The sequence below is a fragment of the Tenacibaculum tangerinum genome, from assembly GCF_029853675.1.
Classification (GTDB): Bacteria; Bacteroidota; Bacteroidia; order Flavobacteriales; family Flavobacteriaceae; genus Polaribacter; species Polaribacter tangerinum_A.
In genome coordinates, this window is record NZ_CP122539.1 from 2,845,476 (window position 1) to 2,869,145 (window position 23,670).

At 32.3% G+C, this 23,670-nt stretch carries 27 protein-coding genes; 7 read left to right on the forward strand and 20 right to left on the reverse strand.

Annotated features, from left to right (window positions below; genetic code table 11):
- The first annotated feature begins 58 nt into the window (after nucleotides 1-58).
- The gene (locus tag P8625_RS12700; RefSeq protein WP_279650822.1) at nucleotides 59-508 is read left to right on the forward strand and encodes a nucleoside deaminase; all 450 of its coding nucleotides are present in this window, start codon (nucleotides 59-61) and stop codon (nucleotides 506-508) included.
- A 65-nt stretch (nucleotides 509-573) separates the two neighbouring features.
- On the opposite strand, the gene P8625_RS12705 is transcribed toward P8625_RS12700, so the two are convergent.
- The 3 genes from P8625_RS12705 to P8625_RS12715 are packed head-to-tail and all read right to left on the reverse strand — an operon-like array spanning nucleotide 574 to nucleotide 2,941.
- Nucleotides 574-1,065 (reverse strand): methylated-DNA--[protein]-cysteine S-methyltransferase, encoded by a 492-nt coding sequence (locus P8625_RS12705; protein WP_279650823.1) that lies wholly within the window; start codon nucleotides 1,063-1,065, stop codon nucleotides 574-576.
- A 6-nt stretch (nucleotides 1,066-1,071) separates the two neighbouring features.
- A complete protein-coding gene (locus tag P8625_RS12710) occupies nucleotides 1,072-2,166 on the reverse strand; it encodes a hypothetical protein (RefSeq protein ID WP_279650824.1) in 1,095 nt (364 codons plus the stop codon).
- Between the two features lie 10 nt (nucleotides 2,167-2,176).
- On the reverse strand, nucleotides 2,177-2,941 hold the full coding sequence (locus P8625_RS12715; RefSeq protein WP_279650825.1) for a TatD family hydrolase: 765 nt from the start codon (nucleotides 2,939-2,941) through the stop codon (nucleotides 2,177-2,179).
- Between the two features lie 81 nt (nucleotides 2,942-3,022).
- Between P8625_RS12715 and P8625_RS12720 the strand changes: the two genes are divergently transcribed.
- Entirely contained in the window at nucleotides 3,023-3,502 is a 480-nt protein-coding gene (locus P8625_RS12720; protein ID WP_279652961.1) for a retropepsin-like aspartic protease, read from the forward strand.
- 60 nt (nucleotides 3,503-3,562) lie between these two features.
- Here the strand turns inward: P8625_RS12720 and P8625_RS12725 are convergent, their stop codons facing one another.
- Nucleotides 3,563-4,750, reverse strand: coding sequence for a pyridoxal phosphate-dependent aminotransferase (locus P8625_RS12725; RefSeq protein ID WP_279650826.1), 1,188 nt, complete (start codon nucleotides 4,748-4,750; stop codon nucleotides 3,563-3,565).
- 24 nt (nucleotides 4,751-4,774) lie between these two features.
- Nucleotides 4,775-5,866 (reverse strand): fatty acid desaturase family protein, encoded by a 1,092-nt coding sequence (locus P8625_RS12730; protein ID WP_279650827.1) that lies wholly within the window; start codon nucleotides 5,864-5,866, stop codon nucleotides 4,775-4,777.
- 145 nt (nucleotides 5,867-6,011) lie between these two features.
- Between P8625_RS12730 and rsmG the strand changes: the two genes are divergently transcribed.
- The gene (gene rsmG, locus P8625_RS12735; protein ID WP_279650828.1) at nucleotides 6,012-6,641 is read left to right on the forward strand and encodes a 16S rRNA (guanine(527)-N(7))-methyltransferase RsmG; all 630 of its coding nucleotides are present in this window, start codon (nucleotides 6,012-6,014) and stop codon (nucleotides 6,639-6,641) included.
- A 118-nt stretch (nucleotides 6,642-6,759) separates the two neighbouring features.
- Here the strand turns inward: rsmG and P8625_RS12740 are convergent, their stop codons facing one another.
- From P8625_RS12740 to chrA, 5 genes are all read right to left on the reverse strand, one after another.
- Nucleotides 6,760-7,386, reverse strand: coding sequence for a low molecular weight phosphatase family protein (locus tag P8625_RS12740; protein WP_279650829.1), 627 nt, complete (start codon nucleotides 7,384-7,386; stop codon nucleotides 6,760-6,762).
- A gap of 1 nt (nucleotide 7,387) precedes the next feature.
- The gene (locus tag P8625_RS12745) at nucleotides 7,388-7,861 is read right to left on the reverse strand and encodes a DUF6428 family protein (RefSeq protein ID WP_279650830.1); all 474 of its coding nucleotides are present in this window, start codon (nucleotides 7,859-7,861) and stop codon (nucleotides 7,388-7,390) included.
- Nucleotides 7,862-7,910: 49 nt separating this feature from the next.
- Nucleotides 7,911-8,240: an ArsR/SmtB family transcription factor gene (locus P8625_RS12750; protein ID WP_279650831.1), complete on the reverse strand. Its 330-nt coding sequence runs from the start codon at nucleotides 8,238-8,240 to the stop codon at nucleotides 7,911-7,913.
- A gap of 79 nt (nucleotides 8,241-8,319) precedes the next feature.
- Nucleotides 8,320-9,552 (reverse strand): DEAD/DEAH box helicase, encoded by a 1,233-nt coding sequence (locus P8625_RS12755; RefSeq protein ID WP_279650832.1) that lies wholly within the window; start codon nucleotides 9,550-9,552, stop codon nucleotides 8,320-8,322.
- Nucleotides 9,553-9,600: 48 nt separating this feature from the next.
- A complete protein-coding gene (chrA, locus tag P8625_RS12760; RefSeq protein WP_279650833.1) occupies nucleotides 9,601-10,722 on the reverse strand; it encodes a chromate efflux transporter in 1,122 nt (373 codons plus the stop codon).
- A 166-nt stretch (nucleotides 10,723-10,888) separates the two neighbouring features.
- On the opposite strand from chrA, the gene P8625_RS12765 reads away from it, so the two are divergent.
- The gene (locus P8625_RS12765) at nucleotides 10,889-11,515 is read left to right on the forward strand and encodes a YceI family protein (RefSeq protein ID WP_279650834.1); all 627 of its coding nucleotides are present in this window, start codon (nucleotides 10,889-10,891) and stop codon (nucleotides 11,513-11,515) included.
- 86 nt (nucleotides 11,516-11,601) lie between these two features.
- Here P8625_RS12765 and P8625_RS12770 read toward each other — a convergent pair whose 3' ends face one another.
- The 3 genes from P8625_RS12770 to P8625_RS12780 all read right to left on the reverse strand — a co-directional run bounded on the left by P8625_RS12770 (nucleotide 11,602) and on the right by P8625_RS12780 (nucleotide 15,365).
- Nucleotides 11,602-12,279, reverse strand: a complete 678-nt coding sequence (locus tag P8625_RS12770) for a DUF2290 domain-containing protein (RefSeq protein WP_279650835.1) — start codon at nucleotides 12,277-12,279, stop codon at nucleotides 11,602-11,604.
- 3 nt (nucleotides 12,280-12,282) lie between these two features.
- Nucleotides 12,283-14,358 carry a DEAD/DEAH box helicase gene (locus tag P8625_RS12775; protein ID WP_279650836.1) on the reverse strand — a complete coding sequence of 692 codons (2,076 nt, stop codon included), beginning with the start codon at nucleotides 14,356-14,358 and terminating at the stop codon, nucleotides 12,283-12,285.
- A 671-nt stretch (nucleotides 14,359-15,029) separates the two neighbouring features.
- Nucleotides 15,030-15,365, reverse strand: coding sequence for a single-stranded DNA-binding protein (locus P8625_RS12780; RefSeq protein WP_279650837.1), 336 nt, complete (start codon nucleotides 15,363-15,365; stop codon nucleotides 15,030-15,032).
- A 170-nt stretch (nucleotides 15,366-15,535) separates the two neighbouring features.
- On the opposite strand from P8625_RS12780, the gene P8625_RS12785 reads away from it, so the two are divergent.
- Both P8625_RS12785 and P8625_RS12790 read left to right on the forward strand, forming a co-directional pair.
- Complete coding sequence (locus tag P8625_RS12785) at nucleotides 15,536-16,078, forward strand: GNAT family N-acetyltransferase (protein WP_279650838.1); 543 nt, start codon at nucleotides 15,536-15,538, stop codon at nucleotides 16,076-16,078.
- The gene (locus tag P8625_RS12790) at nucleotides 16,068-16,418 is read left to right on the forward strand and encodes a hypothetical protein (RefSeq protein WP_279650839.1); all 351 of its coding nucleotides are present in this window, start codon (nucleotides 16,068-16,070) and stop codon (nucleotides 16,416-16,418) included. The genes P8625_RS12785 and P8625_RS12790 overlap by 11 nt, the downstream gene beginning before the upstream one ends.
- On the opposite strand, the gene P8625_RS12795 is transcribed toward P8625_RS12790, so the two are convergent.
- Nucleotides 16,419-16,886 carry a CBS domain-containing protein gene (locus P8625_RS12795; RefSeq protein WP_279650840.1) on the reverse strand — a complete coding sequence of 156 codons (468 nt, stop codon included), beginning with the start codon at nucleotides 16,884-16,886 and terminating at the stop codon, nucleotides 16,419-16,421.
- Nucleotides 16,887-16,991: 105 nt separating this feature from the next.
- On the opposite strand from P8625_RS12795, the gene P8625_RS12800 reads away from it, so the two are divergent.
- Nucleotides 16,992-19,292 (forward strand): M20/M25/M40 family metallo-hydrolase, encoded by a 2,301-nt coding sequence (locus tag P8625_RS12800; RefSeq protein ID WP_279650841.1) that lies wholly within the window; start codon nucleotides 16,992-16,994, stop codon nucleotides 19,290-19,292.
- 27 nt (nucleotides 19,293-19,319) lie between these two features.
- Here the strand turns inward: P8625_RS12800 and folK are convergent, their stop codons facing one another.
- The 6 genes from folK to P8625_RS12830 form a co-directional block, all read right to left on the reverse strand.
- Entirely contained in the window at nucleotides 19,320-20,450 is a 1,131-nt protein-coding gene (gene folK / locus P8625_RS12805) for a 2-amino-4-hydroxy-6-hydroxymethyldihydropteridine diphosphokinase (protein ID WP_279650842.1), read from the reverse strand.
- Between the two features lie 245 nt (nucleotides 20,451-20,695).
- Nucleotides 20,696-21,412: an outer membrane beta-barrel protein gene (locus P8625_RS12810; RefSeq protein WP_322790522.1), complete on the reverse strand. Its 717-nt coding sequence runs from the start codon at nucleotides 21,410-21,412 to the stop codon at nucleotides 20,696-20,698.
- Nucleotides 21,394-21,558, reverse strand: a complete 165-nt coding sequence (locus tag P8625_RS12815) for a hypothetical protein (protein ID WP_279650843.1) — start codon at nucleotides 21,556-21,558, stop codon at nucleotides 21,394-21,396. The genes P8625_RS12810 and P8625_RS12815 overlap by 19 nt, the downstream gene beginning before the upstream one ends.
- Nucleotides 21,559-21,848: 290 nt before the next feature.
- Complete coding sequence (locus P8625_RS12820; protein WP_279650844.1) at nucleotides 21,849-21,998, reverse strand: hypothetical protein; 150 nt, start codon at nucleotides 21,996-21,998, stop codon at nucleotides 21,849-21,851.
- Between the two features lies 1 nt (nucleotide 21,999).
- A complete protein-coding gene (locus P8625_RS12825; RefSeq protein ID WP_279650845.1) occupies nucleotides 22,000-22,530 on the reverse strand; it encodes an RNA polymerase sigma factor in 531 nt (176 codons plus the stop codon).
- A gap of 56 nt (nucleotides 22,531-22,586) precedes the next feature.
- Nucleotides 22,587-23,570, reverse strand: a complete 984-nt coding sequence (locus P8625_RS12830) for a C1 family peptidase (protein WP_279650846.1) — start codon at nucleotides 23,568-23,570, stop codon at nucleotides 22,587-22,589.
- Between the last annotated feature and the right edge of the window lie 100 nt (nucleotides 23,571-23,670).

Here is a 23,670-nt window from a genome sequence, read left to right on the forward strand (position 1 = left end):
AGTTCGTACAAACAAATTTTAGCTACATTTGTTTAAAAGCTAACATTAACTTATCCTCATGAATCCGTTTGACGATACTTATTTTATGAAAAAAGCCTTGCAAGAAGCTGAGGTAGCTTTCGATAAAGGAGAAGTTCCGGTAGGTGCCGTAATCGTTTTTAACAATCAAATTATTGCGAGGGCGCATAATTTAACAGAGCGATTAAATGATGTAACAGCACACGCCGAAATGCAGGCATTCACTGCTGCGGCAGATTTTTTAGGTGGAAAGTATTTAAAGGATTGTACGTTGTATGTTACCTTAGAACCCTGCCAAATGTGTGCGGGAGCAAGCTACTGGACACAAATTGGTAAAATAGTGTACGGAGCTAGTGAACCAAAATTAGGGTTTCGTGTTTTACAAACAAAATTACACCCAAAAACAAAAGTAATATCGGGTGTTTTAGAAGAAGAGTGCAGTTTTTTGTTAAAGAAATTTTTTATCGAAAAACGGAATTTGAATTTATGATAGTCACTCTGAACTTGTTTCGGAATCTCATTAAGAGAAATTGAAAGTAAGTTAAACTAAAGAACTTAAAACAAGGTTTGCTGTTTTGTTCCACTTTCGTGCTCTAACAACCATTTTTTACGCCAAATACCGCCTGCATATCCTGTTAACGAGCCATCAGAACCTACGACTCTGTGGCACGGAATAAGTATCCAAATAGGATTTTTACCATTCGCTGAAGCTACCGCACGAATGGCTTTTACATCACCTAACTGTTTGGTTTGTTCTAAATACGTTCTGGTGCTTCCAAAAGGAATGTTTAATAGCTCTTTCCAAACCGATTGTTGAAAGGTTGTTCCTTGCGGATTCAATTGCACGTCAAAAACTGTTCTTTTTCCAGCAAAATATTCATCCAATTGTCGAACACAATTTTGTAAACTAGGTGGAATTTCTTTTTGAGTATTAACTAAAGTCAAAGCATCCTCGTCTAATACAGAAATCGATTGGATTCCGTTATCATCGCCATCTATTTTAGCAATACCGATAGGAGTTTTATAGTATGCAGTTTGTAGGTTCAATTTTAGTTATTGTTTAATAGATATCGATCGAGCTTCAAAACCATAGGCTACTCCAACATTAATACTATAGCCTTTTAAATCAGGATTAACGTTCGTATTGCTTATAAAAAAACGGGTTCTTATAAAGCCATTTCCTTCTTCTCTGAGATTAAGAAATGAAGGAGTAAAGTTTACTTTTTTTCTTTCCTTGAAATCTAAGTTTATACCAAAAATACTACTAGCACTTGTGGTTTCTTCTTTGCTTTTTTTATCACCTGTTTCACCAAAAGTAGTGACACCATAACCAATAAAAGGAAAGACTCTTATCTTTTCGTTTTCATAGGCTGGGTATCCTAATGTAGCATTCAAATTAATAATTGAGACTCTATCACCTTGAGGTATTGACAAATTATTAGTTATAATGTCTTTTTTAACTTTACTGTTGGTTAAAGAGAGATTTAAGCCTAGTGTAACTTTTTTATAAGCTCCCTCTAATCCCATAGCAAAAGCAAGGGTATTGTTTAAAGATTCTTTAAACGGATTATTATAAGCTCCAAAATCAACACCAAGATACATGCCATAGGACCAATGACTTCTTCTATAATTTGGAATTATATAGTTGCTAGTTTTTCTCAGCTCTTCTTCAGTTTTCAAGAGCCACTTTTTTGTGACATCATAAGAGATACCGTAGTTACTTTCTTTTTGAAAATGTGCAACTTCTTCATTTAGCATGTCACTAGCATCATTTAATAAAGAGTTGATTTGATAAATGTTTTTTACGTTGAAAATTTCTAGTTGAAATTTTCTTTTGTTAAGTTCAAGTAAGTTAAAAATTACTTGGTTATAGTCTAAATGAAAGGTGTCTTTAAAATCATTTTTAACAAAAGACAAAGACTTGTTTATGTAGGCATTCGCAAAAACACCCATATATTTTACATTATCAATCACTTTCACATCTGAAGCATAATTAAGAGTATAAAATAAAGAAGAGGTTTTTTCATTAGAGGGTAGTGCTCTAAAATCATCCCATGTTAATTGTCCGTCAGACCAGTTTTTTCTGTATTCTTGAGAAAATGATTCAGCTACTATCAATAGCACTAAAATGTGTACGATTTTTTTCATATCTATTTTTTTAAACACTAAAAACATCCTTAGAGTTCTGTGTGGTAATTTCCGAAATTTCATCGAAAGTTACCCCGTAAATATCTACTAACTTATCCACAACTTGGGTAATGTAGCTGCTTTCATTGCGCTTTCCTCGGTATGGAGTAGGAGCTAAGTACGGAGAATCTGTTTCTAACACAATATGTTTGATGTCTATTTCATGCAAAAACTGGTCAATTTTTCCGTTTTTAAAAGTAGCTACCCCACCAATTCCTAATTTCATGTTGTATGAAATTGCTTTTTCAGCTTGTTCAAGAGTTCCTGTAAAACAGTGAAAAATTCCGAATAAATCACTTCCTTTTTCTGTTTCTAACACTTCAAAAATTTCATCAAAAGCATCACGACAGTGAATCGCAATTGGTAACTTTTTTTCTTTTGCCCATTGAATTTGGGTGCGAAAAGCTTCTTGTTGTTGGGGTAAAAACGATGTATCCCAATACAAATCGATACCAATTTCACCAATCGCATAAAAATCACGCTTGTCTAACCATTCCTTTACATGCGCCAATTCCTCTTGGTAATTTTCTTTTACCGAAGTAGGATGCAAGCCCATCATTAAAAACACATCGTTTGGATAGTTTTTTTCTAAATCAAGCATACGTTCGGTATACGAACTATCAATAGCAGGGATAAAGAAACGAGAAACTCCTGCTTCTTTGGCACGTTGCATCATTTCTTTTCTGTCTTCATCAAACTGACTAGAATATAGGTGTGTATGAGTGTCTGTTATCATATTTTTTTAAAGAAAGACCTTTCGCTAAGGCTGAAGGTGACATTGTATTATTGTATCTTTGCGATGACAAAAGTACAAGAAATGGCAAGTTTGAAAAAAGTATTACGAAAAAAGAAATACATTAAAATAAAACTTAAAAAAATGGTGACGAATCATTTGGAGTTAGACGGAGAAATTAATGGAGTAAGAGGCAGATTTATTTTAGATACGGGTGCTTCTAATTCGTGTGTTGGGCTCGATTTGATAGAGCGTTTTAAGCTTATTTCTGAAGAAAGTGAAGTAAAAGCCGCAGGTGCAGGTGCTACTGATATGGAAACACAAAAATCAGAAAATAACTTGCTAAAAATAGGAAAGTGGAAAACCGCTCAATGTGATTTGGTGTTGTTTGATTTAACGCATGTAAATACGGCTTTACAACAACACGATGCTGATGAGGTAGATGGAATTATAGGAGCAGATATTTTAGAAGCCGGAAAAGCCTTTATTGATTATAACAAGAAAGCATTGTATTTAAAGAAACCTAAAAAGAAAAAAGTTCGAAAATTAAAAGTTCCATTCTAGAACATAAAAAATCCGCAAGAAAGTCTTACGGATTTTTTTATGATTAATTATTGAAGTTACCTAACTCAACACTTCTTTTATTCTTCGAATAGCTTCTCGTAATTGTAATTCAGAAGCTGCATACGATAAACGAACACAGTTCGGTGCACCAAAAGCTTCACCAGTAACAGTGGCTACGTTTGCCTCTTCTAGCAATAACATAGAAAAATCGTTGGCATTTTCAATTGTTTTTCCTTTAATGGTTTTTCCGAAGAAATCAGAAATGTCAGGAAATACATAAAAAGCACCTTCAGGCACATTCAATTTGAATCCGTCAATTTCTCCTAATAATTGCAACACTAAGTCCCTACGTTTTTTAAATTCATCAACCATATACTGTACTTTTTCAGGCGATGCTTTTACAGCTGTAATGGCAGCGCGTTGGGCAATACAGTTGGTTCCCGACGTAATTTGACCTTGCATTTTTGTACAGGCTTTGGCAATCCATGCAGGCGCACCAAGGTATCCAATTCTCCATCCGGTCATGGCAAATGCTTTGGCCAAACCGTTCACCGTAATGGTACGGTCATACATGCTTTCGATAGCCGCAAAACTAAACGGCTTTGTTCCGTAGTTAATGTGCTCGTATATTTCGTCTGATAAAATGTAAATATTTGGATACTTTTCTAAGACCTTAGCCAAGGCACGATATTCTTCTTCGTTATAAATCGTTCCACTCGGATTGTTCGGCGAGTTAAAGAAAATCATCTTCGTTTTTGGTGAAATAGCCGCTTCTAATTGTGCTGGAGTGATTTTAAAATCATTTTCGATAGTAGAAGGAATTTCGACAAATTTGGCTTCACACAACGTGGCAATGGCAGAATAGCTCACCCAATAAGGTGCGGGTAACAACACTTCATCACCTGGGTTTAACAATACCTGAGCAACATTGGCAATAGATTGTTTTGCTCCTGTAGAAACTACTATCTGATTTGGAGCATAAACCAAGTTATTATCGCGTTGAAACTTTTCGCAAATAGCCTCTTTCAACTCTACATATCCATCAACTGGGGTGTATGAGTTGTAATTTTGTTGAATAGCTTCAATAGCAGCATCTTTAATAAAATCGGGAGTATTAAAATCGGGTTCTCCTAAACTTAAACTAATGATGTCTTTACCTTCAGCTTTTAACTCTCTTGCTTTCGCAGCCATGGCTAAAGTTTGCGATACTGGTAAACTTTGAATTCTGTTTGATAGTGCGTTTGACATTGTGTTGTTATGTTGTTTGTTGATTTATGCTAGTTGCGGTTTTTTTCCTAATTCAGCTAAGTGTTTAAAGTGCTCAATAACTGCTCTGCGTGTCGTTTTATACTCATTATAAGGAAGATTGAATTCCTTAGCAGTTTCTTTTACGATTTTAGCTAACTTATCATAGTGAATATGAGAAATGTTAGGAAAAATATGATGTTCTACTTGATGATTCAATCCACCTGTATAAAAGTTGATAAACCAATTTCTAGGAGCAAAGTTTGCTGTGGTATACAATTGGTGAATAGCCCAAGTATTTTTCATGTTACCGTCTTCATCTGGTAAAGGAGTTTCTGTTTTAGGAACGATGTGTGCTAATTGAAAAACGACACTTAGAATAATTCCTGCCGTATAATGCATTACAAAAAAGCCAATCAATACTTTCCACCAAGCGATATTCATTACTGCGATGGGTAATACGACCCATAGTGCATAATAAATTACTTTTGAAACGACTAATTTAGTCCACTCCTTGGCTGGATTTGGAAACTCACCGTAGGATAATTTACGCTTTAAATAGCTGCGCATTTGTTTAAAATCGGTAGTAATAGCCCAATTAATAGTCAGCAATCCGTATAAAAAGATAGAGTAATATTTTTGGAATTTGTGTATCCATAACCATTGTGTGTGTTTTGAAAAACGGATAATTCTACCTGCATCCATATCCTCATCATGGTCTTGAATGTTTGTGTATGTATGGTGTAATACATTGTGTTGCACTTTCCAGTTATACACATTACCTGCTAAAATATAAATACTGCTTCCAAAAAGTTTGTTTACCCATTTTTTGCTAGAAAAAGATTCGTGGTTGGCATCGTGCATTACATTCATTCCTACTCCAGCCATTCCAACACCCATTAAAACGGCAAGAGCTAACTTTATCCATTGCGACATATCAACGGTTAAAATTAGTACAAACGGAACAATAAACATTGCTAGCATAATGATAGCTTTTGAATATAGTTTCCAGTTACCTGTACGTTTAATGTCATTTTCTTTAAAGTAGTTGTTTACTCTTTTATTTAAAGTTCTAAAAAACTTAGCTTTGTCTATTCTTGAGAAGTTTATTGTCTTCATTTATTGTTTGTTTATATGACAAAAATAAGCGTTTTTGGTTCATAGTTACAGCTAAAGGTTAACTTTTTAATCAGATTAATATCTTTTGTATAAAAATTAACAATACCAATTAGTTTTTTATTTTTGCAACGGAAAAAATCACTTCATGGAACTTATAAAAAAATACTTTAATAATTTATCGGAAACACAATTAGAACAATTTTCTAAGTTGCAAGAATTGTATCAAGATTGGAACTTAAAAATTAACGTCGTTTCTCGTAAAGATATTGATGAGTTGTATTTACGTCATGTACTCCACTCGTTAGGAATTGCTAAAGTTATGGATTTTAAAGCCGGAGCCAAGGTAATGGATGTAGGTACAGGTGGTGGTTTTCCAGGAATTCCATTGGCTATTTTATTTCCTGAAACGCACTTTCACTTGGTTGATTCGATCGGAAAAAAAATTAAAGTAGTAAATGAAGTTGCTGAAGGTTTAGGGCTAGAAAACGTAAAAACTACGCACGGACGTGTGGAAGAAGTAGATGATACATATGATTTTATTGTAAGTAGAGCAGTGGCACAAATGGAAACCTTTCATCGTTGGGTGAAAAATAAAGTGCATAAAAAGCAAAACCATGTGCTTAAAAACGGAATCTTATACTTAAAAGGAGGTGATCTTACGGAAGAACTTGCGAACTTTCCGAAAGCCACTATTTATGATTTACCAGACTTTTTTGAAGAAAATTTCTTTGAAACCAAAAAAGTGGTGCATGTACCCATGAAATATAAAGGTTAATCTCTATTGAGGTTACCTTGGCTATTCGAGTAAGAACCCTCCCTTTGGTTGGAGTTTCAACTTAAAGGAGGAATCTTTTCAAACAGCATCACAGATTTTTTTATACCCCTTTATACGACTAGTGTAGTAAAGAAGAAAACACATACTGCATTTCAGCAGCAATTTGTAAACTACGTTCTAAGTATTTTTCTTTTTCAGAAGAAGTTCCGTCGAACAATTTAGGATCTTCATACGTAACAGGAACTCTAGTGTCAGCGCCAGCTATAAAAGGACACCCTTCATCTGCTTGCGAGCACGTCATGATAGCACAAAACGCTGAGGTTGGATTAAAAGCATCATCATATTTTTTTGAAAAACCTATGATTGCAGGTAGATTTTCAGAGTATTTTACGGCATAAATAGGATTGGGCTTCTTCGATAATTGCTGAATTTGAAATCCGTTTTCAATTAAAGTAGTTACAACGTTAGCATTCATAGCGGTAGCTTCTGTTCCACCGGAATAGGTGTTTACATGGGGTATTTTATAGTGATACGCCATAGTTTGTGCCCATACTTGTGATAAATGACTGCGCCTAGAATTGTGTGTACAAATAAAGTTTAAATGTATGGCTTGATTGTTCTTTAATTTATCTTGAATATAGTTTACCAGCGGTTGTAAAACCTTTTTTCGCGCTTCTGAAACAGCAGGCAAATTCGATACTGTCTGTGTTAGTTCAGAGAATAGGGGTGAGGTTCGTGTTTTCATATTAGCAGCATCCTGAGTTTGGTGTACAACAAGCTTCTGGTTGTTTTTGTAAATCTGATAAACGCACTCTGGGTTTTTCAGTAGGAATTCCGCAATTATCTTTGGCTAAACAATCCGTTTGTTTGGTTGTTAGTAAAAAGTTCGTGCCATCAAAATCCAATCCGTATTTGCCAATAGTACCTCCTTGATATTCTACTTCAATTTCTAAATCAGGAATGTTTAATACTTTTTCTGACAGCTCAATAATATGGATTAATTTTTCTGGATGTAAACGATGATCGTAGTCATTGGCATTCCATAATTGAAAGTTTACCACTTCTTCATTTCGAATAGTACCCCCACAATCAATAAAGTTTTTTGTAATTTTTCCTACTTCTGTTACGTGAAAATGATTCGGAACTAAACTTCCGTCAGGTAATTGAAAAGCGATGGTTTTTAACGTACTTAAATGTTGTTTGATTTCTGATAGTTTCATGGTTTTTGTTGTTTATTGTAATATTGCGATTAATAGATTCAAATTTTTTTTAGCAACAGCTTTGATTATTGCTGTCAAGATTTAAAAAAGAAGATAGCAAGGTTTTAATTTCTTTCCATTTCTCTGGATTGATGCAATAGCAAACACTGGTTCCTTCAATAGTCCCTTTAATCATATCCATCTTTTTTAATTCTTTTAAATGCTGTGAAATAGTGGGTTGTGCCAAACCGATTTCAGTTACCAAATCGCCGCACACGCAAGAATTCAATTTAAACAGGTACTGCAAAATAGCAATACGTGCAGGATGCCCAAGTACTTTGGCAATACTAGCTAACTGATTTTGCTCTTCTGTAAATATTTCTGATTTGGTAAGCCCCATTAATTCATTATTATATTGCAATATTACGATTAATAAATAAATGAAGCACTATTTTGTAGTACTTTTTTTATAAAAAATTTTAATACCAGCGTTTTTTCTTCTTTTTAGAGGCTTCTGATTTTCTTCCTTTCTTGTGTTTACTAATGGTGTTGGGTTGCTTTTTAGGCTTCGGTTTGGCTAATGGAAACGGATGGTCTTCTATAATTTTTATAGAACGATTTATATATTCTTGAATAGCTTTAATGTACGAAGTTTCATCGGCGCTACACAACGAAAAGGCAATTCCAGATTTGCCTGCTCTACCGGTTCTACCAATTCTGTGTACATAGGTTTCAGGAATGTTGGGTAAGTCAACATTAATCACCGCATCTACTTTACTAACGTCGATACCACGAGCAGCCACATCGGTAGCAATTAAAATGTTGGCTTTATTGTTTTTAAAGTCCTCGATAGCCTGATTGCGTAAGTTTTGCGATTTGTCGCCATGTACACTGGTTACTTTGTAGCCATTTTTTTGCAATGTTTTTTCGAGTTTATCAACTCCAAATTTGGTACGACGAAAGATAATAATACGACCTTTTATGGTATTGCGTAGCAGGTGCAAACACAAATCGACCTTATGTTTTTTAGGAGTGTAATATAGTAATTGGCCTATGTTTGTTGCGGTAGTTTCCGCAGGTGAAATATCGACCTTTTCAGGATTGCGTAGCATCGATTTAGCTAGGTCACTCACTTTTTCTGGCATCGTTGCCGAAAACAATAGGGTTTGTTTTTTGCGCGGACATAGTTCTTCAATCTTTTGCACATCCTCAATAAACCCCATATCGAGCATTAAATCGGCTTCATCGAGTACCAATGTTTTTAGCTGACGGATATCAATACTTCCTTGTTGGTGTAAGTCGATAAAACGACCTGGGGTAGCGATTAAAATATCCACGCCTTTTTCTAACACGTCTTTTTGCGGTTGTGTAGCTACACCACCATAAATAACCGTGGTTCTTAGGTTAGTGTATTTGCTGTATGCTTTAAAATTTTCTTGAATTTGAATTGCCAATTCGCGAGTAGGGCTTACAACCAGTGCTTTTATTTTTTTTGCTCTTTTCTCAACATCTTCTTCTTTAGAAAGCTCTTGAATGATAGGCAGGGCAAATGCAGCGGTTTTACCTGTACCTGTTTGCGCAGCTACAATTACATCTTTTTTGTCGAGTACCAAAGGAATTACTTTTTGTTGTACTAAGGTGGGCGTATGGTGTCTTTCTTCGGAAAGTGCTTTTACGATAGATTTGCTAAGTTGTAGGTCTGAAAACTGCATCAAATTATTTTTGACAAAGGTAAGTTAAAAGGAATCATATTATAAGGTTTACCAATAAGTTAAAATATATCCTAACAGCGCACCTCCGATAACGATAAAAGCACTGTTTAATTTTTTTAAATAGAAAACGGCTACTAGGCTTATAAACGCAATAACAATAGTACGCCAATCAGTTACGGTATCTTTTGCCATTTCAATACATACAGCAATTATCAAGGCAACGGCAGCTACATTTACCGCATCTAAAATAGCGCCTATAAGCTTCGATTTTCTCATTTTAGGAATCAACGGATTTAAAACTAAAACAAAAAAGAAAGATGGTAAAAATATTCCGACCGTCGCTGCAAGTGCACCAGTTATTCCATTCATTTGCCAGCCAATAAAGGTAGCGGTAGATAAAACAGGACCTGGCGTTATTTGTCCTACAGCAACCGCATCTATTAGCACCTGTCTTGAAAGCCATCCGTTAGCCACCAATTCTGCATCTAAAAAGGCAAATAACACATAACCGCTTCCATATAAAATGGCACCAACTTTTAAAAAGGTCAATAAAATTTTCAGATTGTTGGTTTGAAGCGCTTCACCAGCTTGAAATACAAAAAACGGAAGTACACTAGTTAGATTATTACGGTTTTGGTTGAAAAAATAGTGCAATGCACCAAGTAAACCACAGCCAAACAAAGCGGCTATTTCGTTCACGCCTATAAGGCAGGCAACTAAGGTAACTAAGCCTAAAATAGCTAGAGATGTATTTTTTACTGCTTTTTTACCTAGTCGATAAGCAGCCATAACAATAATTGCGATTACTGCGGGTTTTATTCCGTAAATAAAAGGCTCAACTTTAGGAAGCTGACCATACTCTTGGTATAACCACGCTACTATTAAAGTAATTATTACGGCAGGAAAAATAAAACAACATCCGGCTACAATTAAGCCTTTCCAACCAGCTCTTTCATGTCCACAATGCATGGTCATTTCCGTAGAGTTGGGTCCTGGTATTAAATTAGTAGCTCCCATTAAATCTAGAAAATGTTGCTGAGTCATCCATTTTCTTTTTTTAACAACCTCATCTTCCATCATGGCAATATGTGCTGCAGGTCCACCAAAAGCGATACAACCTAGTTTGAAAAATAATTTGGCGACTTCTTTAAGTTGAGTTTTTTGTGACATTTTTACGTGTTAGAAAAATAGACTTTAAGTAGTTTTTGAATGTAAATTTAAATAAAAGTATACTGATTAAAGCTTTTTTACACTTTTTTGACAATTGATTGACATTGTTAACAGCAGGTTCTAATAGTTTTGATAAAAACTTTAAAATACGAATATTATGAACACCATGAAAAATAGAATTTTGTTAGTTGTGGCCTTATTAACTGTACTTTTAATTAGCGGTTTTGCTACTAGTGCTTCAACAGCTACGACAAAAGAAAAAAAGGAGGAAACCAAAGCTGTAGAAAATCAGACGATCAATATGTTTGTAACACACGGACATTGCAGTACGCCGTTTGGAGGAAAAGTAACCGATTTAGAAGTAGCTATTCCTGTAAGGATGGATGCTGGAAATCCGTTAGAAGGCATGCGTATTTCCTTTGCCGTAGACCCAAACTCATTCAGAGCATGTAGAGGTGATGAGGCTGATTTAACGGCAAGAATCAAAACCAAAGGAGTATTTATTGGTGATGGCAACGAAAACATAACCTTTAGAACCACCAATGTTTTTGTGATGGGAGTAGATTGGTATCAAATCAATGGTATGTTATCGATTAAAGGAGTTGAAAAAGAAGTGAAGTTATTTGCCACTGGAATTCGAAATGCTTACGAGAGTATGTCTACTGAACTGGTATTACAAGGGCAAGTAAACTTATTCGATTGGGGTATTGATTATGACAAACTGGTAAACGGAAAATCGTTAGATGTTCCTACCAAATGGTTGTATTTAAACATGAAGGTTGAGTTAGGGTAATTGAATATAAAAGCCCAAAAATAGTATCTATTTTTGGGTTTTTCGTTAATCTTTCTTATTTGTTATTTTGAAATTGGAAAGAAGATTTACGATAAATGAAATTCAGATGAGTCTAAAGTTTGCCAGTTATCTTGATTTATATCAACTAATCTCAATTTTTCCTGGATAAAAGAATTTTTCCAGTCATTTTTGCTTTTTAAGATTGTTTTCCAATAAGCAGGATAATTTTGTCTCAATATAATGCTAGTGAATGCCTTTGGGGTAAGAATTTTATTTAGCCCTATTCTTACTTGATTTTTATGACCAATGTGTAAATGAGAAACTGGATGTAGCCCTTGATAATAAGATTTCTCATCAAAGTCATATCTTACCATTAACGGATTTTCTTTTCTCTCACACTGATGTAAGTATACCTCATAATAGTCAATGAAGGTTTTATTTTCATAAGTAATCTCAATATCATTATCTACTAAATATTCCTTGTAAGATAAACATTCAAAAGGACATTCATAAAAGGTAAAACTAATATGTCTTTTATCAGCATTCAATTTAAAATTTAAAATTGAATTATCTGTTAGCATAAAGCTGTAAATATTATCAGCAATTAAAGATTTCCAATTATCTATATAACTTTTCTTTCTATATATAGAAGGATCAAAATCATCGTTGGGGTAAAAATTTCTTTCTTCAAAAAAATCAATTTTTCTGAATAATTTTTCGATATCGTTAAGCTCTGCTTCAAATTTTCCTTGTGCAAACGACATCTCTTACTTATTATTTTTATTAACCTCTCTTTGTTCTAAAAATTGTTTTATTTCTTCGGGAGACATTTCAGATAATAAATCATCTAGCATTTTAGCTTGTTTACTTTTTCGGGTTGCCTTGGCTTCTATGTCTCTCTTCATTATACTCAGAGCTTTTTGGCTAGGATAGATGAATTCTATGTTAGGTAGTTTATCTAAAGCTATATTTAACTCTTTTGTCCAGTTTTCTGCAGCTTTCCCAACACCGCTAAGTGATAACCATCCCTTTGTTCTAGTCATTGCTGTAAACATAAGGTTTCTTTCACGAATAGAGGGTTTTAGGGAGTACAAAGAATCAATACCTACTACATGAACTGAATAAGCTTCATTCCCTTTTGCTTTATGAATTGTGCTTAGTGTTACATGGTTTGGAATAGCAAAATCTTTAATACTGAATTTGTCAGCATGAATGTTATTGGATTTTATTTTTTCTGCTGCAAGTAATTGCTGAATATTATTGAGATATGATTTTGCATTTCTATCATCTACTACTATCACCAAAATATCGTCTGGTAATAAACCTTTATTTAAATCATCTTTAATATTATTGACACATTCTGTTAATTCTGATGGAAAATCTTCATAGTAATTAAATTTAACTATTTCTTCTTTTGTAAAATATTTTGAAATGGTTTCTAAAGAATTCTCTTTAGGGCGTTTAATAATTATTTTTTGACCTTCTTTAAATTCACCTTGAATTAGCTTATACCCTATATCGTTCCAATAGTCTTTTTCATCAAGCATTTGCACAATATCTCCATATATACCAAAACCAACTGAATGAGCAGTAACTAAGACTTCTCTGGGGTTTCTGTAACATTTATAAAGAATTATATCTTCTTCAAGCCCTTTATATTCAGTTCCTTCAAGAACTGTTTCTATACCAGGTGTTTTTACCTGAAAAATTGTTTGTAACTCATCATATGCCCATACTATTCTACCTTCATTACAGATTCTTAAACATAATTTAATAAAGGACTCTGGAAAATCTTGACCTTCATCAATAAACATATAATCATAAACTTTTTCTAATTGTTCTAATTTTAATAAAGTCTTACATGCATAATCAAAAGGATGTGAGGGGTCTTGAGCAGCAGCTTTTGAAAAAGAGAAGAAAGGAACTTGATTCTTTTCACAAGTTTCATAATAAATCCCAGTATTTGTAGCATTACCCCAAGCATGTACAATTTTTAATTTACTCCAATCAGGATCCTTATCATCATACTGTCTATAAAATCTAGTTATTAATCTCTGAATATGCTGGTATAAACTTTTTGTATAAAAAGTGTAAACAATATTGGCATCTGGTTTTCTTAAATGAGTGATGGCTGCTTTTAAAGCTAAAACTACAGTTTTTCCAGAACCAGCTAATCCGCGAATTCTTTCAGGTCCAATGATCTCATTCATGAAAGCTTTTTTTTGAAATTCATCAAAAGTGTTTATTTCTTTCTCTATTTCTGTAGCGGTTAAGCCTTTGATTTTATTTTCTGTAAGATTAGGTCTTTCTTTAGGTTTTAGAAGCCCATTTGCTCCTTCAATAGTTGCAATTAATTCTATATATTCTTGATTATCAATAAAATAATGGTTTAGGTCTTCAAGAAAAGTTTCAAGACTTGTGAAATTCGATATACAATGTAAATCTTCTAATTGACTATCTTCGATTAGGTTGGTGTTGAAAATAAAGGAGGTGATAGGGAAAAGAAGTTCAGTTTTAGATTTTCTTAAATTTCGGTTTCTTAATAATCGACTAAAAATTACAGAATGTAGTTGTTCTATTTCTTGGATTAAAAATTCTCCATCAACACTATTTATGGTATCTTTCGAATCATCGAATGATACTAAGATTATTCCGTGACTTTTGGAAATTATTAGCAGTTGTGATATTAGTATATCACCGTCAAAATCCTTAAATATTGGAAAATCATAATATAAACTTGACTCGACAAACTCAAGTTTACTTTCATTCGATTTGATATGATTTATAAATGATAAAGCTTGTGGATTAGAGCTATATGATTTTTCTCTTGAGTTTATTTTCATACTATTGGCAAATTTTTCGGTTTATTTTATATTACACATAACTTCTTTCTACAAATATAAATCAGTTTTAATAATTTATATTTAACGGTAACCAAGTTAGTTTAAATGAAGTAAATAATCAATCTAAAAAATAAACTGTTCAAAAAGTCTGGTAATCACTTCTTAAAACTATATGTGCTTGTACTGTTTTTCTTTTTTAATTATTTAAGTTTATCCCGTAGTTATTAACCAATAAAAAAACAACCTTACTTAGGCTACGCTCAGCAACCAAAAAGGTTGTTTTTAGTTCATGTCAGTATTCTAGAAAGACCTTTCGACTTCGCTAAAGGTGGTAGTTCAGAATTAATTTCTTATCCTAGAGAAAGGGTAGCGGTAATCTACAGGACAAACAAAAATTTCTTTGATTAAACGAGGCGATACCCATTTAATTGAATTAGAAAACTACACACATTTTAAAACATCATTCAACAAAACCAAATCTAAATATTGACACCTTGCAAAGAATTGAATAATCCTTAAACTGAAATCTCATTAATTATTACAACACTAAAATAAATTAGCTTTTACAGCGTTTTATTTTGCCTTGAATCAAAAAAACCAGCAACTATTTACGCTACTGGTTTTAATTTTTCTTTTTCAATTTCTTTTCAATGGTAATTGCAATTCTCCCACTACTTGTTTCCTAACATTAAAAGTTCATTACAAACTACTTCTGTTATATAACGTTTATTCCCTTCTTTATCTTCAAAAGAGCGAGAAGTAAGTTTCCCCTCTATCATCACTTCTTTTCCTTTTTCTAAGTACTTTTCTATAATTTCGGCTGTTTTATTCCAAGCCACCACATTATGCCATTGCGTATCTGTAACTCTTTCTCCTTGACTATTTTTATACGTTTCATTGGTAGCAATTGCGAATTTTGCTAGTTTTTTTCCACTCTCTAGCGTGATAATTTCTGGAGTATTTCCTAAATTCCCAATTAACTGTACTCTGTTTTTTAGTGCATTCATAATATTTGTTTTAATGTTAAACAGTTAAGACTTTGTCATTCTATCGAATTGACATTGCAAAGATGAAACAGCATGCAACTTAAAATCGGTTAGTAATCATTTGTTTTCGTTTGTAAATGAATGTAATTGTTTAATTATTTTTAATATATTTGAAATCAAATACTTACATCATGAAATTTTATTTACAAACTGAACGATTAATTTTACGAGAGCTTCAAGAAAGTGATTTGGAAGGGATGTTTGAGTTAGACTCGAACCCAGAGGTTCATAAATACCTAGGCAACAAACCGATTACAACACGTAAACAAGCGAAAGACAACATAGCATTTATAAAAGAGCAGTATAAAAAAAGGGGCGTTGGTAGATTTGCCTGTATAGAAAAGGTTTCTGGTGACTTTATAGGTTGGTCTGGTTTAAAACTGAATCAAGGAAAAAAAGAATCGCTAAACGGTTTTACTAATTTTATTGATATTGGCTATCGGTTTATTCCACGCTATTGGAATAAAGGCTATGCCTCAGAATCTGCCTTTGCTTGCTTAGATTTTGGGTTCAATAAACTACATTATGACATCATTTATGGGGCTGCCGATGTAGCAAATATTGGTTCGAATAAAGTTTTGCAAAAAATAGGACTCGAATTTGTAAATGAATTTGTGCATGAGGGAGTAGATGTAAACTGGTATGAACTAAAAAGAACAGGGTATGAGCGATAAAAAGTGTTTGGAATGTGGCGACAAGGTAATGGGTAGAGTTGATAAAAAATTCTGTTCAGATTACTGTCGCAATGCCTATAATAACAAAGTGAATAAAGAAAGTAAAAATTTAATTAGAAACACGAACAATCGTTTGCGAAAAAACTACAAAATTCTGTCAGAACTCAACAGCTCTGGTAAAACCAAAGTAACCAGACGAAAGCTTTTTGATAAAGGTTTTGATTTTAAATTTATCACGTCAATCTACACCACAAAAACAGGCAATACGTATTTTTATGTCTATGACCAAGGCTACTTGATATTAGAAAATGAAATGTACTTGTTGGTTAAGCAAGATTAACTATTTCCATGTATTTCCTTTGAGTTTCATTGCGGCTATAAGCACATCTTTTTGACTAATCTGGCCCACTAACTTACCATTTTCTACAATAGGGAAGCGTCTTCTACGAGATTCTAAAAACTTATTCGTAGCATCTAATATGTTCATATTGCCATCTATGGTTTCCACCTCTCTCACCATAGCCTTTCCTACTGTATTATTGCGATCAATCGGTAAGTTATAATACCTACTCTCTGAAATCTGCTTCATGCAGTCTCCTTCAGAAATAATTCCAATCAATTCATTATTATTATTTACAACAGGACCGCCAGAAATTTTATTTTTAATTAATACCTCTATTACATCTTCAATTGGCTGGTCTTCTCGAAATGTAATTAACTTTTTAGTCATATAGTCTGATACTAAAATTGGCTCTCTTTTTTTTATAGGCCGATTGTTTCGTTTACCTTGAAAGTTTATTATTCCCATGATACTTCGTTTTGATTAGACCTAAATATACTGATTTTTAGATAATTATAATTTACCTGCTGAACAAAATAAATTACGTACTTTTATGAATATTAAAATCCATCTATGAAATCATCAAGAAATTACCTTGCAGTTCTCATCATTATTGTAACTGTATACTGGAGTTTTAACGATATTCTGCCTAGTGTAACATCTTCTAAAACAGAAATAAAACCCTCAGAATTTTCAATTAATAATGCGCTATTTCATGTAAAAAATATTTCTCAAAAACCACATTACACAGGTTCTTCGGAACATAAAAAAGTACAAGAATACCTAGTTCAAGAATTAAAAAAACTAAACCTAGAACCTGAAATTCAATATCAAACGGCTATTAATAAAAAGTGGAGGGCTGCTACTACAGTAGAAAATATCATTGCAAGAATTAAGGGAACCGACAGTACTAAAGCGCTGCTGCTATTAACTCATTACGACTCTAAAGGACACTCTTCTCTAGGAGCAAGTGATGCAGCTTCTGGTGTTGCCACTATTTTAGAAGGGGTAAGAGCCTACTTAGCTGCAAATAAAGTTCCTAAAAACGATGTTATTATACTCTTTTCAGATGCTGAAGAGTTAGGGCTTTTAGGGGCACAAGCTTTTGTTGAAAAACATCCTTGGGCAAAAGATGTTGGATTGGTTTTAAACTTTGAAGCTCGCGGTAGTGGCGGTTCTAGCTATATGTTAATGGAAACTAACGGAAAAAATAAAACACTGCTAACCGAGTTTTTAAAAGCAAATTCCAATTATCCTGCAGCTAATTCACTAATGTATGGTGTGTACAAAAAGTTACCTAACGATACCGATTTAACTGTTTTTAGAGAAAAAGGGAATATAAACGGATTTAATTTTGCTTTTATCGACGATCATTTTGATTATCATACTGAACAAGATTCGTACGAAAGACTCGATAGAGGAACGTTATTGCACCAAGCAGATTATTTTATAAGTTCGTTAAACTATTTTGCAAATGCCGATTTAACCAACTTAGATAGTGCTACAGACCAAATTTACGTGAATTTTCCATTAACCAAAATTTTAACCTATCCTTTTTCTTGGGTATTGCCAATGCTAATTATTGCTTTTTTATTATTTATAGCTTTAATTTCTGTAGGCTTATTCAAAGGCAAAATTTCTGCTATTGCCATGCTAAAAGGTTTTATTCCTTACTCAATATCTTTACTTCTTTGTACAGGAATTTCATACGGACTGTGGCAATTATTGTTAATTATTCACCCACAATATAACGATATGCTTCATGGCTTTACGTATAATGGACATCACTATATTATCGCTTTTATTTTCTTAAATATTTGGATTATTTTCAAAGTGTACAATAAAGTAAAGAATGTAAAAGCACAAGACTTACTAATTGCACCCATAGCAGTTGGATTGATTGTAAATCTTTTAATTTATAAGAATCTTCCAGGTGCTGGTTTTTTTATTGTACCTGTTTTTGCTTCTTTACTAATTTTGGCAATTCTTCTTTTTTTGAATGTAAATCAGAAATCAAAAGCGACACTTTTTGCAATTATTTCTGTTCCTACTATATACATGATTGCTCCGATGATTCAATTATTTCCTATTGCACTAGGTTTAAAAACATTGTTTGTCTCTGCAATTCTTCTTGTATTGCTTTTTGGATATATGCTTCCTGTATTTTATCGAGAAAATACTAAAAATGGATGGCAAACCTTCACTGGTTTCGTTTCACTTGTATTTTTTGCACTTGCCACCTTTAATAGTGGTTTTTCTAAAGAAAATAAGAAACCTAACAGTTTGGTTTTTATTCAAAATTCAGATACCAACACGTCGTATTGGGCGAGTCATAATAAAACATTAGATGGTTATACGAAACAATATTTTAATGAAAATTCTCTACAAGGAGGTACTGGTTTGATTGCTGGAAAAAGTAAGTACAATACGTCTTTTAATTATTACAAGAAAGTTGAAAATAAAAATATTCGTATCTCTAACATCTCTATAAATCAAGATACTGTAGTTAATAATAAAAGAAATGTATCTCTAACGATTACACCTACTCGTACTATTAATACTTATGAATTTTTTACAAATACAGCTATAGAACTAAGCAATTTTATCGTAAACGGTGCTTTGTATGATAATGGGAACGCTTTTATGACCACTAAAGGGACTTTATTAATTTATCAAATGGCTAATACAGATAAAAACTTGACTATTTCATTTACTATTGATAAAAATACAAAACCTGATATTATTATTAACGAAATATCAAACGACTTGTTATCGCATCCAAAATTTAAGGTAAGACCAAGAAGCGAAATAATGATGCCGATGCCTTTTGTAGTAAATGATGCGATTATTTGTACGAGAAAACTTGTTCTTTAAATCATGTAATTTACAAAGCCATCTCTTTTATGTATTGTGGTTTTTAATCTTGGTAATAATGGTTTCGTAATCATCATGATTATTTACAAAATCTAAATTAGAAACATCAATAATTAGAATGTTTAAATCAGGTTGTGTTTTGATAAAGTTGGTATACCCATCGTGAATTTTTTGTAAGTAACTTGCTTCTATATTTTGTTCGTAATCACGCCCACGTTTTTTAATATTTTCTAATAAACGCTCTGTATTTTGATATAGGTATACGTACAAATCGGGTTTGGTAATTTCCCGGTACATCAAATCAAACATTTTTCTATATAACTTGTACTCATCGCTATGCAACGTAATTTGAGCAAAAATTAGTGATTTAAAAATATAGTAATCAGAAACAATAAAGTTTTTAAACAAATCGAATTGAGCCAAATCGTCTGATAATTGTTGATAACGATCTGCTAAAAAACTCATTTCTAAAGGAAATGCATAGCGTTCATTGTCGTTGTAAAATTTTGGTAAAAACGGATTGTCGGCAAAGCGTTCTAACACAACTTTTGCATTAAACTCGTCAGACATCATCTTGGCTAATGAAGTTTTACCCGCACCAATATTACCTTCAATAGCTATATAATTATACTTTTCGGTAATTGGAATTGGTCGTTTTAATTGTATATCTAATTTCTTGATTTCAGAAGTATCTGTACAATTTTCTAAACAACTATATAAATGCTTTTTTTCAATCGGATGAATTACATTGCGTGCAATTTCAACCAAAGGAACCAGTGCAAACTTACGCTCTAACATTCGTGGATGCGGTACGATTAAGGTTTTAGAGAAGATAATTTCGTCATCAAATAATAAAATATCTAAATCAATTAATCTATCAGAATATCCATCAGTGTTTTTTCGAGTTCTTCCAAGTTCTTTTTCTATAGAAAGCAATCTAACTATTAATTGTTCTGGAGGCAAATAGGTTGAAACTCGAATACAGGTATTGTAAAAGTTATCACTGTGAAATCCCCATGAGGCAGTTTCGTATACAGATGCTACCTTTAAAACACTACCCACTTTATTGGCAATTAAGTTAATTGCTTGTTGTATGTTTTCAAGTTTATTTCCTTGATTGGTTCCTATAGAAATATATGTAATTCGTTGTATTTTCATGAATGGAATGCAAAGAAAACTAAAACTAAAAAAAGAAAAGCAAAAAAATATTTTTATTTATTTAATTTTTTTGAAAAAAAAGTAGGGTATTTTGTTTTTCAACTGTTATAGTAGTGGATTTCTTTATAGAGTAAGATTTTTATATGATTATTGGGGAATGATCTTAAACAACTCTAAATTAAAGGCTGCTAATATTTTAGCAGCCTTTCTTCTTTCACAGTATGTAATAGTTTACAATCGTTTTATTATTGAACTTTATAAGTTAACCCTGTTTGTAAGTTAATCATAAAAGGAGCTAAGTTCATGTTGTTTTTATTATAGGTGTTAAGGTATTGTTTGTAATTAAGTTCTAAGTTAAGAAATAGATTATTACTTAATTCAAATTGATTTGAAATACCTAAATTCATAGAGAGATTAACTTTACTAACATTATCAGTAGTACCAATTTTAAATTTTTTAGTGTTGTTAGAATCACCATAAATTGAATTGTTTTGTAAAAACAGGGTGCTATAACCAGCGATTAAATCTAATTTATAGTTATGATTGTTTTTAAGTCTGTATTTTAATTCAGTTGGTACTTCTATATAAATAATTTTTTGAGTAATATTTATATGAGAGTCATTGTTAAATATTGAATTAATAGTACCCGTATATTGGGTAGAAATACCATTAATTTGGGTGAGAGATCCTAGCTGTATTTGAGGCTCTTCAATCAGAATACGAGTAGTTCTATAATTCATTTGTAGCTTATGAATTCCAACACGAAAACTAAATTTTTCATTTGCATCATAGTTTAAATACACACCAAAGTTGTATGAAAAATTATGATCGATCGAATTGTTTTCTAGATTTTTATCAATTGAACTTCCTTTTGTAATAGAGTTTAGATAATTAATTCCGCCCACTACACTTAAATTCCATTTGTTTTTACTTTCTTCTTTTATTAAAGTATCTTTTTTGATGGTGCTTTCAACTCTGTTTTTCTTTTTTTCGAGATAGAAACAGTAGCGGTATCTTCTTTCTTGGTTGAATTAAAATGAGTATTCGATTTTAAGAAAATTTCTTTTTTATGTTCTTCAAGAGCAGTACTGTTTTCTTTGTTATTCATATTAGTTTTTGAAACTGAAGAATACCTTTTTTTCTGAACCTTTGAGCTATTTTTCTTTTGAAAATTTAAAGATGGGCTGAATTTTATATCGGTATCTTTCTTCTTAAAAGAATTCGATTTACTATTGTTCTTATCTGTTTTTTTATCAATTGTATGAGTATTTACTTTGGTTTGAGGGTCTTTGTTAGAGTTGATGTTTTGGTTTTTAATGATTGTTTTCTTGTTTTGTTTAGAAGTACAATAGTTTTTTTTATAATAAAAGAGTAAGGTTGAAGAGATTAAAAAGAGAATTAAAAGACCAATAACTCTTTTCTCCCTTTTTTTCTTTTTTCTTTAACTAATTCTTTTTCTATATGAACCCAAACAATTTCATCAGGAGAATCTTTTAATTCTCTTAACTTATCTTTTAACAATATGCCTATATCTTTTTTCGCATCCATCTTATTGCAGTTTTCTATACTCCTCGATTTTACTTTTTAAAATTTGCTTGGCTCTAAAAAGGTTTGATTTTGAAGTTCCAACAGAAATCAATAATAATTTTGATATTTCTTTATGAGAATAATCATCGAGTTCATATAAATTAAAAACGAGTCTATACTGGTTAGGTAATTCTTGAATAAATTTTAATATTGTAGGTAGCGGAGTTTCATCAATATTCGTTACTTCAATATCTTCGGATAGATTGTGTTCATGAATAATAGTATTAGTTTTAATACTTTTCTTGTACTTGTCAATAGCTTTGTTAATTGTAATTCTTTTCATCCATCCTTCAAAAGATCCTTTATCTTTAAATTTATGGATGCTTTTAAAAATTTCTATAAATGCATCTTGGATATTATCTTGTGCTTCTTCACGATTTTTGCAATATTTTAATGATAGCACAAAAAGAAAGTCTTTATATTCTTTGTAAAGAATGGCTTGAGCCTTGAGATCTCTTTTTTTACATAAATAAATTAACCTTTCTAAATCCAAATTTTAGTGAGTTGTTTTATTTCTACATTTTGCTTTTCTATGCAAAATAAGTATTCTTACTTACTTTCTATGTCTTCAGTTTCCTCTATTACATCATAAGCTACAAATGCTTGAGTTAAACCATTTTTAAAACTATTATCATCTATAGGCAAGAAAAAATCAAAGTGAATCCAGCCATACCCTTCATTGCCCCAGTCGGTTCCCCAAGAGTTCACAAATTTAAAAGCATTCATTTCATTGTCATAACCTACTATTAGAACTGCATGACCACAATCTACTATTGGATTTTCGCTATAAGAATAGGCAATGATTTCTGTATCATGGTTTTTAAAAATAAGATTGGGCCAATCTAATCCTATAACAATAGGCTTTTGATCGTAAATTAAGGTTTTAATAAGGTTTATTAAAGTATACTCAGGATTGGTATTGGTATCGGGAATTCCAAGAGAAAAATAGTCCTCAATTTTATTTTTAATAGCAAGCTCTAATTGTGTTTCATTAGGTAAATTAGTACATTGAGAATCAGAATATGGGAATTCTTCCCAGCTGTTTACCCCCTTGGTTTTTAGAATTTCTAGTATTTTTGAAATACTAGACCCAGAGTCACAACAACAAGTATCGGCATTTGCTTGATTGTATACAAAAGCCGGACTCATTACATCTTTGTACGATTCGTAGTCATATTCATACTGTATTTTTTCTTGATAACTTTTTAAGTAATAAGTAGTAGCCCAAGCACTACAACTTCCTTGGTACCCCTGGCTTCTAACAGGAGGCATATCATCTGATAAATCATAGTTGTCAGGTAAATCATCAGGTATTTCAATTACGTCTATTTGTGTTGCTGTTTTTTTACTTTCAAGATCAGAACTGCAAAGCCCACATTTTTGAGGGTCATTAATAGATTGTTGTGGCTCTATAACGGCTGGTACTTCTATAATATCTTCCTCAGCTAGTGGATTGAATTTAAGATATGGTTCTTGACAATTGCCAAATAACAACATTACTATTACCAATCTTATAAGAAATGTATGTTTCATATGGTATCTCTTTAATGGATGTTTGTTGAGGTTTTTGAACGTGTTTTAATCACATAGAAAATAAAGTGTCTTTGTATCTTTTGTACAATAAACACTTTGA

Coding starts and splice junctions, on each gene's coding strand:
- P8625_RS12700 (WP_279650822.1), top strand. CDS start 59: ATGAATCCGTTTGACGATACTTATTTTATGAAAAAAGCCTTGCAAGAA.
- P8625_RS12710 (WP_279650824.1), bottom strand. CDS start 2,166: ATGAAAAAAATCGTACACATTTTAGTGCTATTGATAGTAGCTGAATCA.
- P8625_RS12715 (WP_279650825.1), bottom strand. CDS start 2,941: ATGATAACAGACACTCATACACACCTATATTCTAGTCAGTTTGATGAA.
- P8625_RS12720 (WP_279652961.1), top strand. CDS start 3,023: ATGGCAAGTTTGAAAAAAGTATTACGAAAAAAGAAATACATTAAAATA.
- P8625_RS12725 (WP_279650826.1), bottom strand. CDS start 4,750: ATGTCAAACGCACTATCAAACAGAATTCAAAGTTTACCAGTATCGCAA.
- P8625_RS12730 (WP_279650827.1), bottom strand. CDS start 5,866: ATGAAGACAATAAACTTCTCAAGAATAGACAAAGCTAAGTTTTTTAGA.
- rsmG (WP_279650828.1), top strand. CDS start 6,012: ATGGAACTTATAAAAAAATACTTTAATAATTTATCGGAAACACAATTA.
- P8625_RS12740 (WP_279650829.1), bottom strand. CDS start 7,386: ATGAAAACACGAACCTCACCCCTATTCTCTGAACTAACACAGACAGTA.
- P8625_RS12745 (WP_279650830.1), bottom strand. CDS start 7,861: ATGAAACTATCAGAAATCAAACAACATTTAAGTACGTTAAAAACCATC.
- P8625_RS12750 (WP_279650831.1), bottom strand. CDS start 8,240: ATGGGGCTTACCAAATCAGAAATATTTACAGAAGAGCAAAATCAGTTA.
- P8625_RS12755 (WP_279650832.1), bottom strand. CDS start 9,552: ATGCAGTTTTCAGACCTACAACTTAGCAAATCTATCGTAAAAGCACTT.
- chrA (WP_279650833.1), bottom strand. CDS start 10,722: ATGTCACAAAAAACTCAACTTAAAGAAGTCGCCAAATTATTTTTCAAA.
- P8625_RS12765 (WP_279650834.1), top strand. CDS start 10,889: ATGAAAAATAGAATTTTGTTAGTTGTGGCCTTATTAACTGTACTTTTA.
- P8625_RS12770 (WP_279650835.1), bottom strand. CDS start 12,279: ATGTCGTTTGCACAAGGAAAATTTGAAGCAGAGCTTAACGATATCGAA.
- P8625_RS12775 (WP_279650836.1), bottom strand. CDS start 14,358: ATGAAAATAAACTCAAGAGAAAAATCATATAGCTCTAATCCACAAGCT.
- P8625_RS12780 (WP_279650837.1), bottom strand. CDS start 15,365: ATGAATGCACTAAAAAACAGAGTACAGTTAATTGGGAATTTAGGAAAT.
- P8625_RS12785 (WP_279650838.1), top strand. CDS start 15,536: ATGAAATTTTATTTACAAACTGAACGATTAATTTTACGAGAGCTTCAA.
- P8625_RS12790 (WP_279650839.1), top strand. CDS start 16,068: ATGAGCGATAAAAAGTGTTTGGAATGTGGCGACAAGGTAATGGGTAGA.
- P8625_RS12795 (WP_279650840.1), bottom strand. CDS start 16,886: ATGGGAATAATAAACTTTCAAGGTAAACGAAACAATCGGCCTATAAAA.
- P8625_RS12800 (WP_279650841.1), top strand. CDS start 16,992: ATGAAATCATCAAGAAATTACCTTGCAGTTCTCATCATTATTGTAACT.
- folK (WP_279650842.1), bottom strand. CDS start 20,450: ATGAAAATACAACGAATTACATATATTTCTATAGGAACCAATCAAGGA.
- P8625_RS12815 (WP_279650843.1), bottom strand. CDS start 21,558: ATGAATAACAAAGAAAACAGTACTGCTCTTGAAGAACATAAAAAAGAA.
- P8625_RS12820 (WP_279650844.1), bottom strand. CDS start 21,998: ATGGATGCGAAAAAAGATATAGGCATATTGTTAAAAGATAAGTTAAGA.
- P8625_RS12830 (WP_279650846.1), bottom strand. CDS start 23,570: ATGAAACATACATTTCTTATAAGATTGGTAATAGTAATGTTGTTATTT.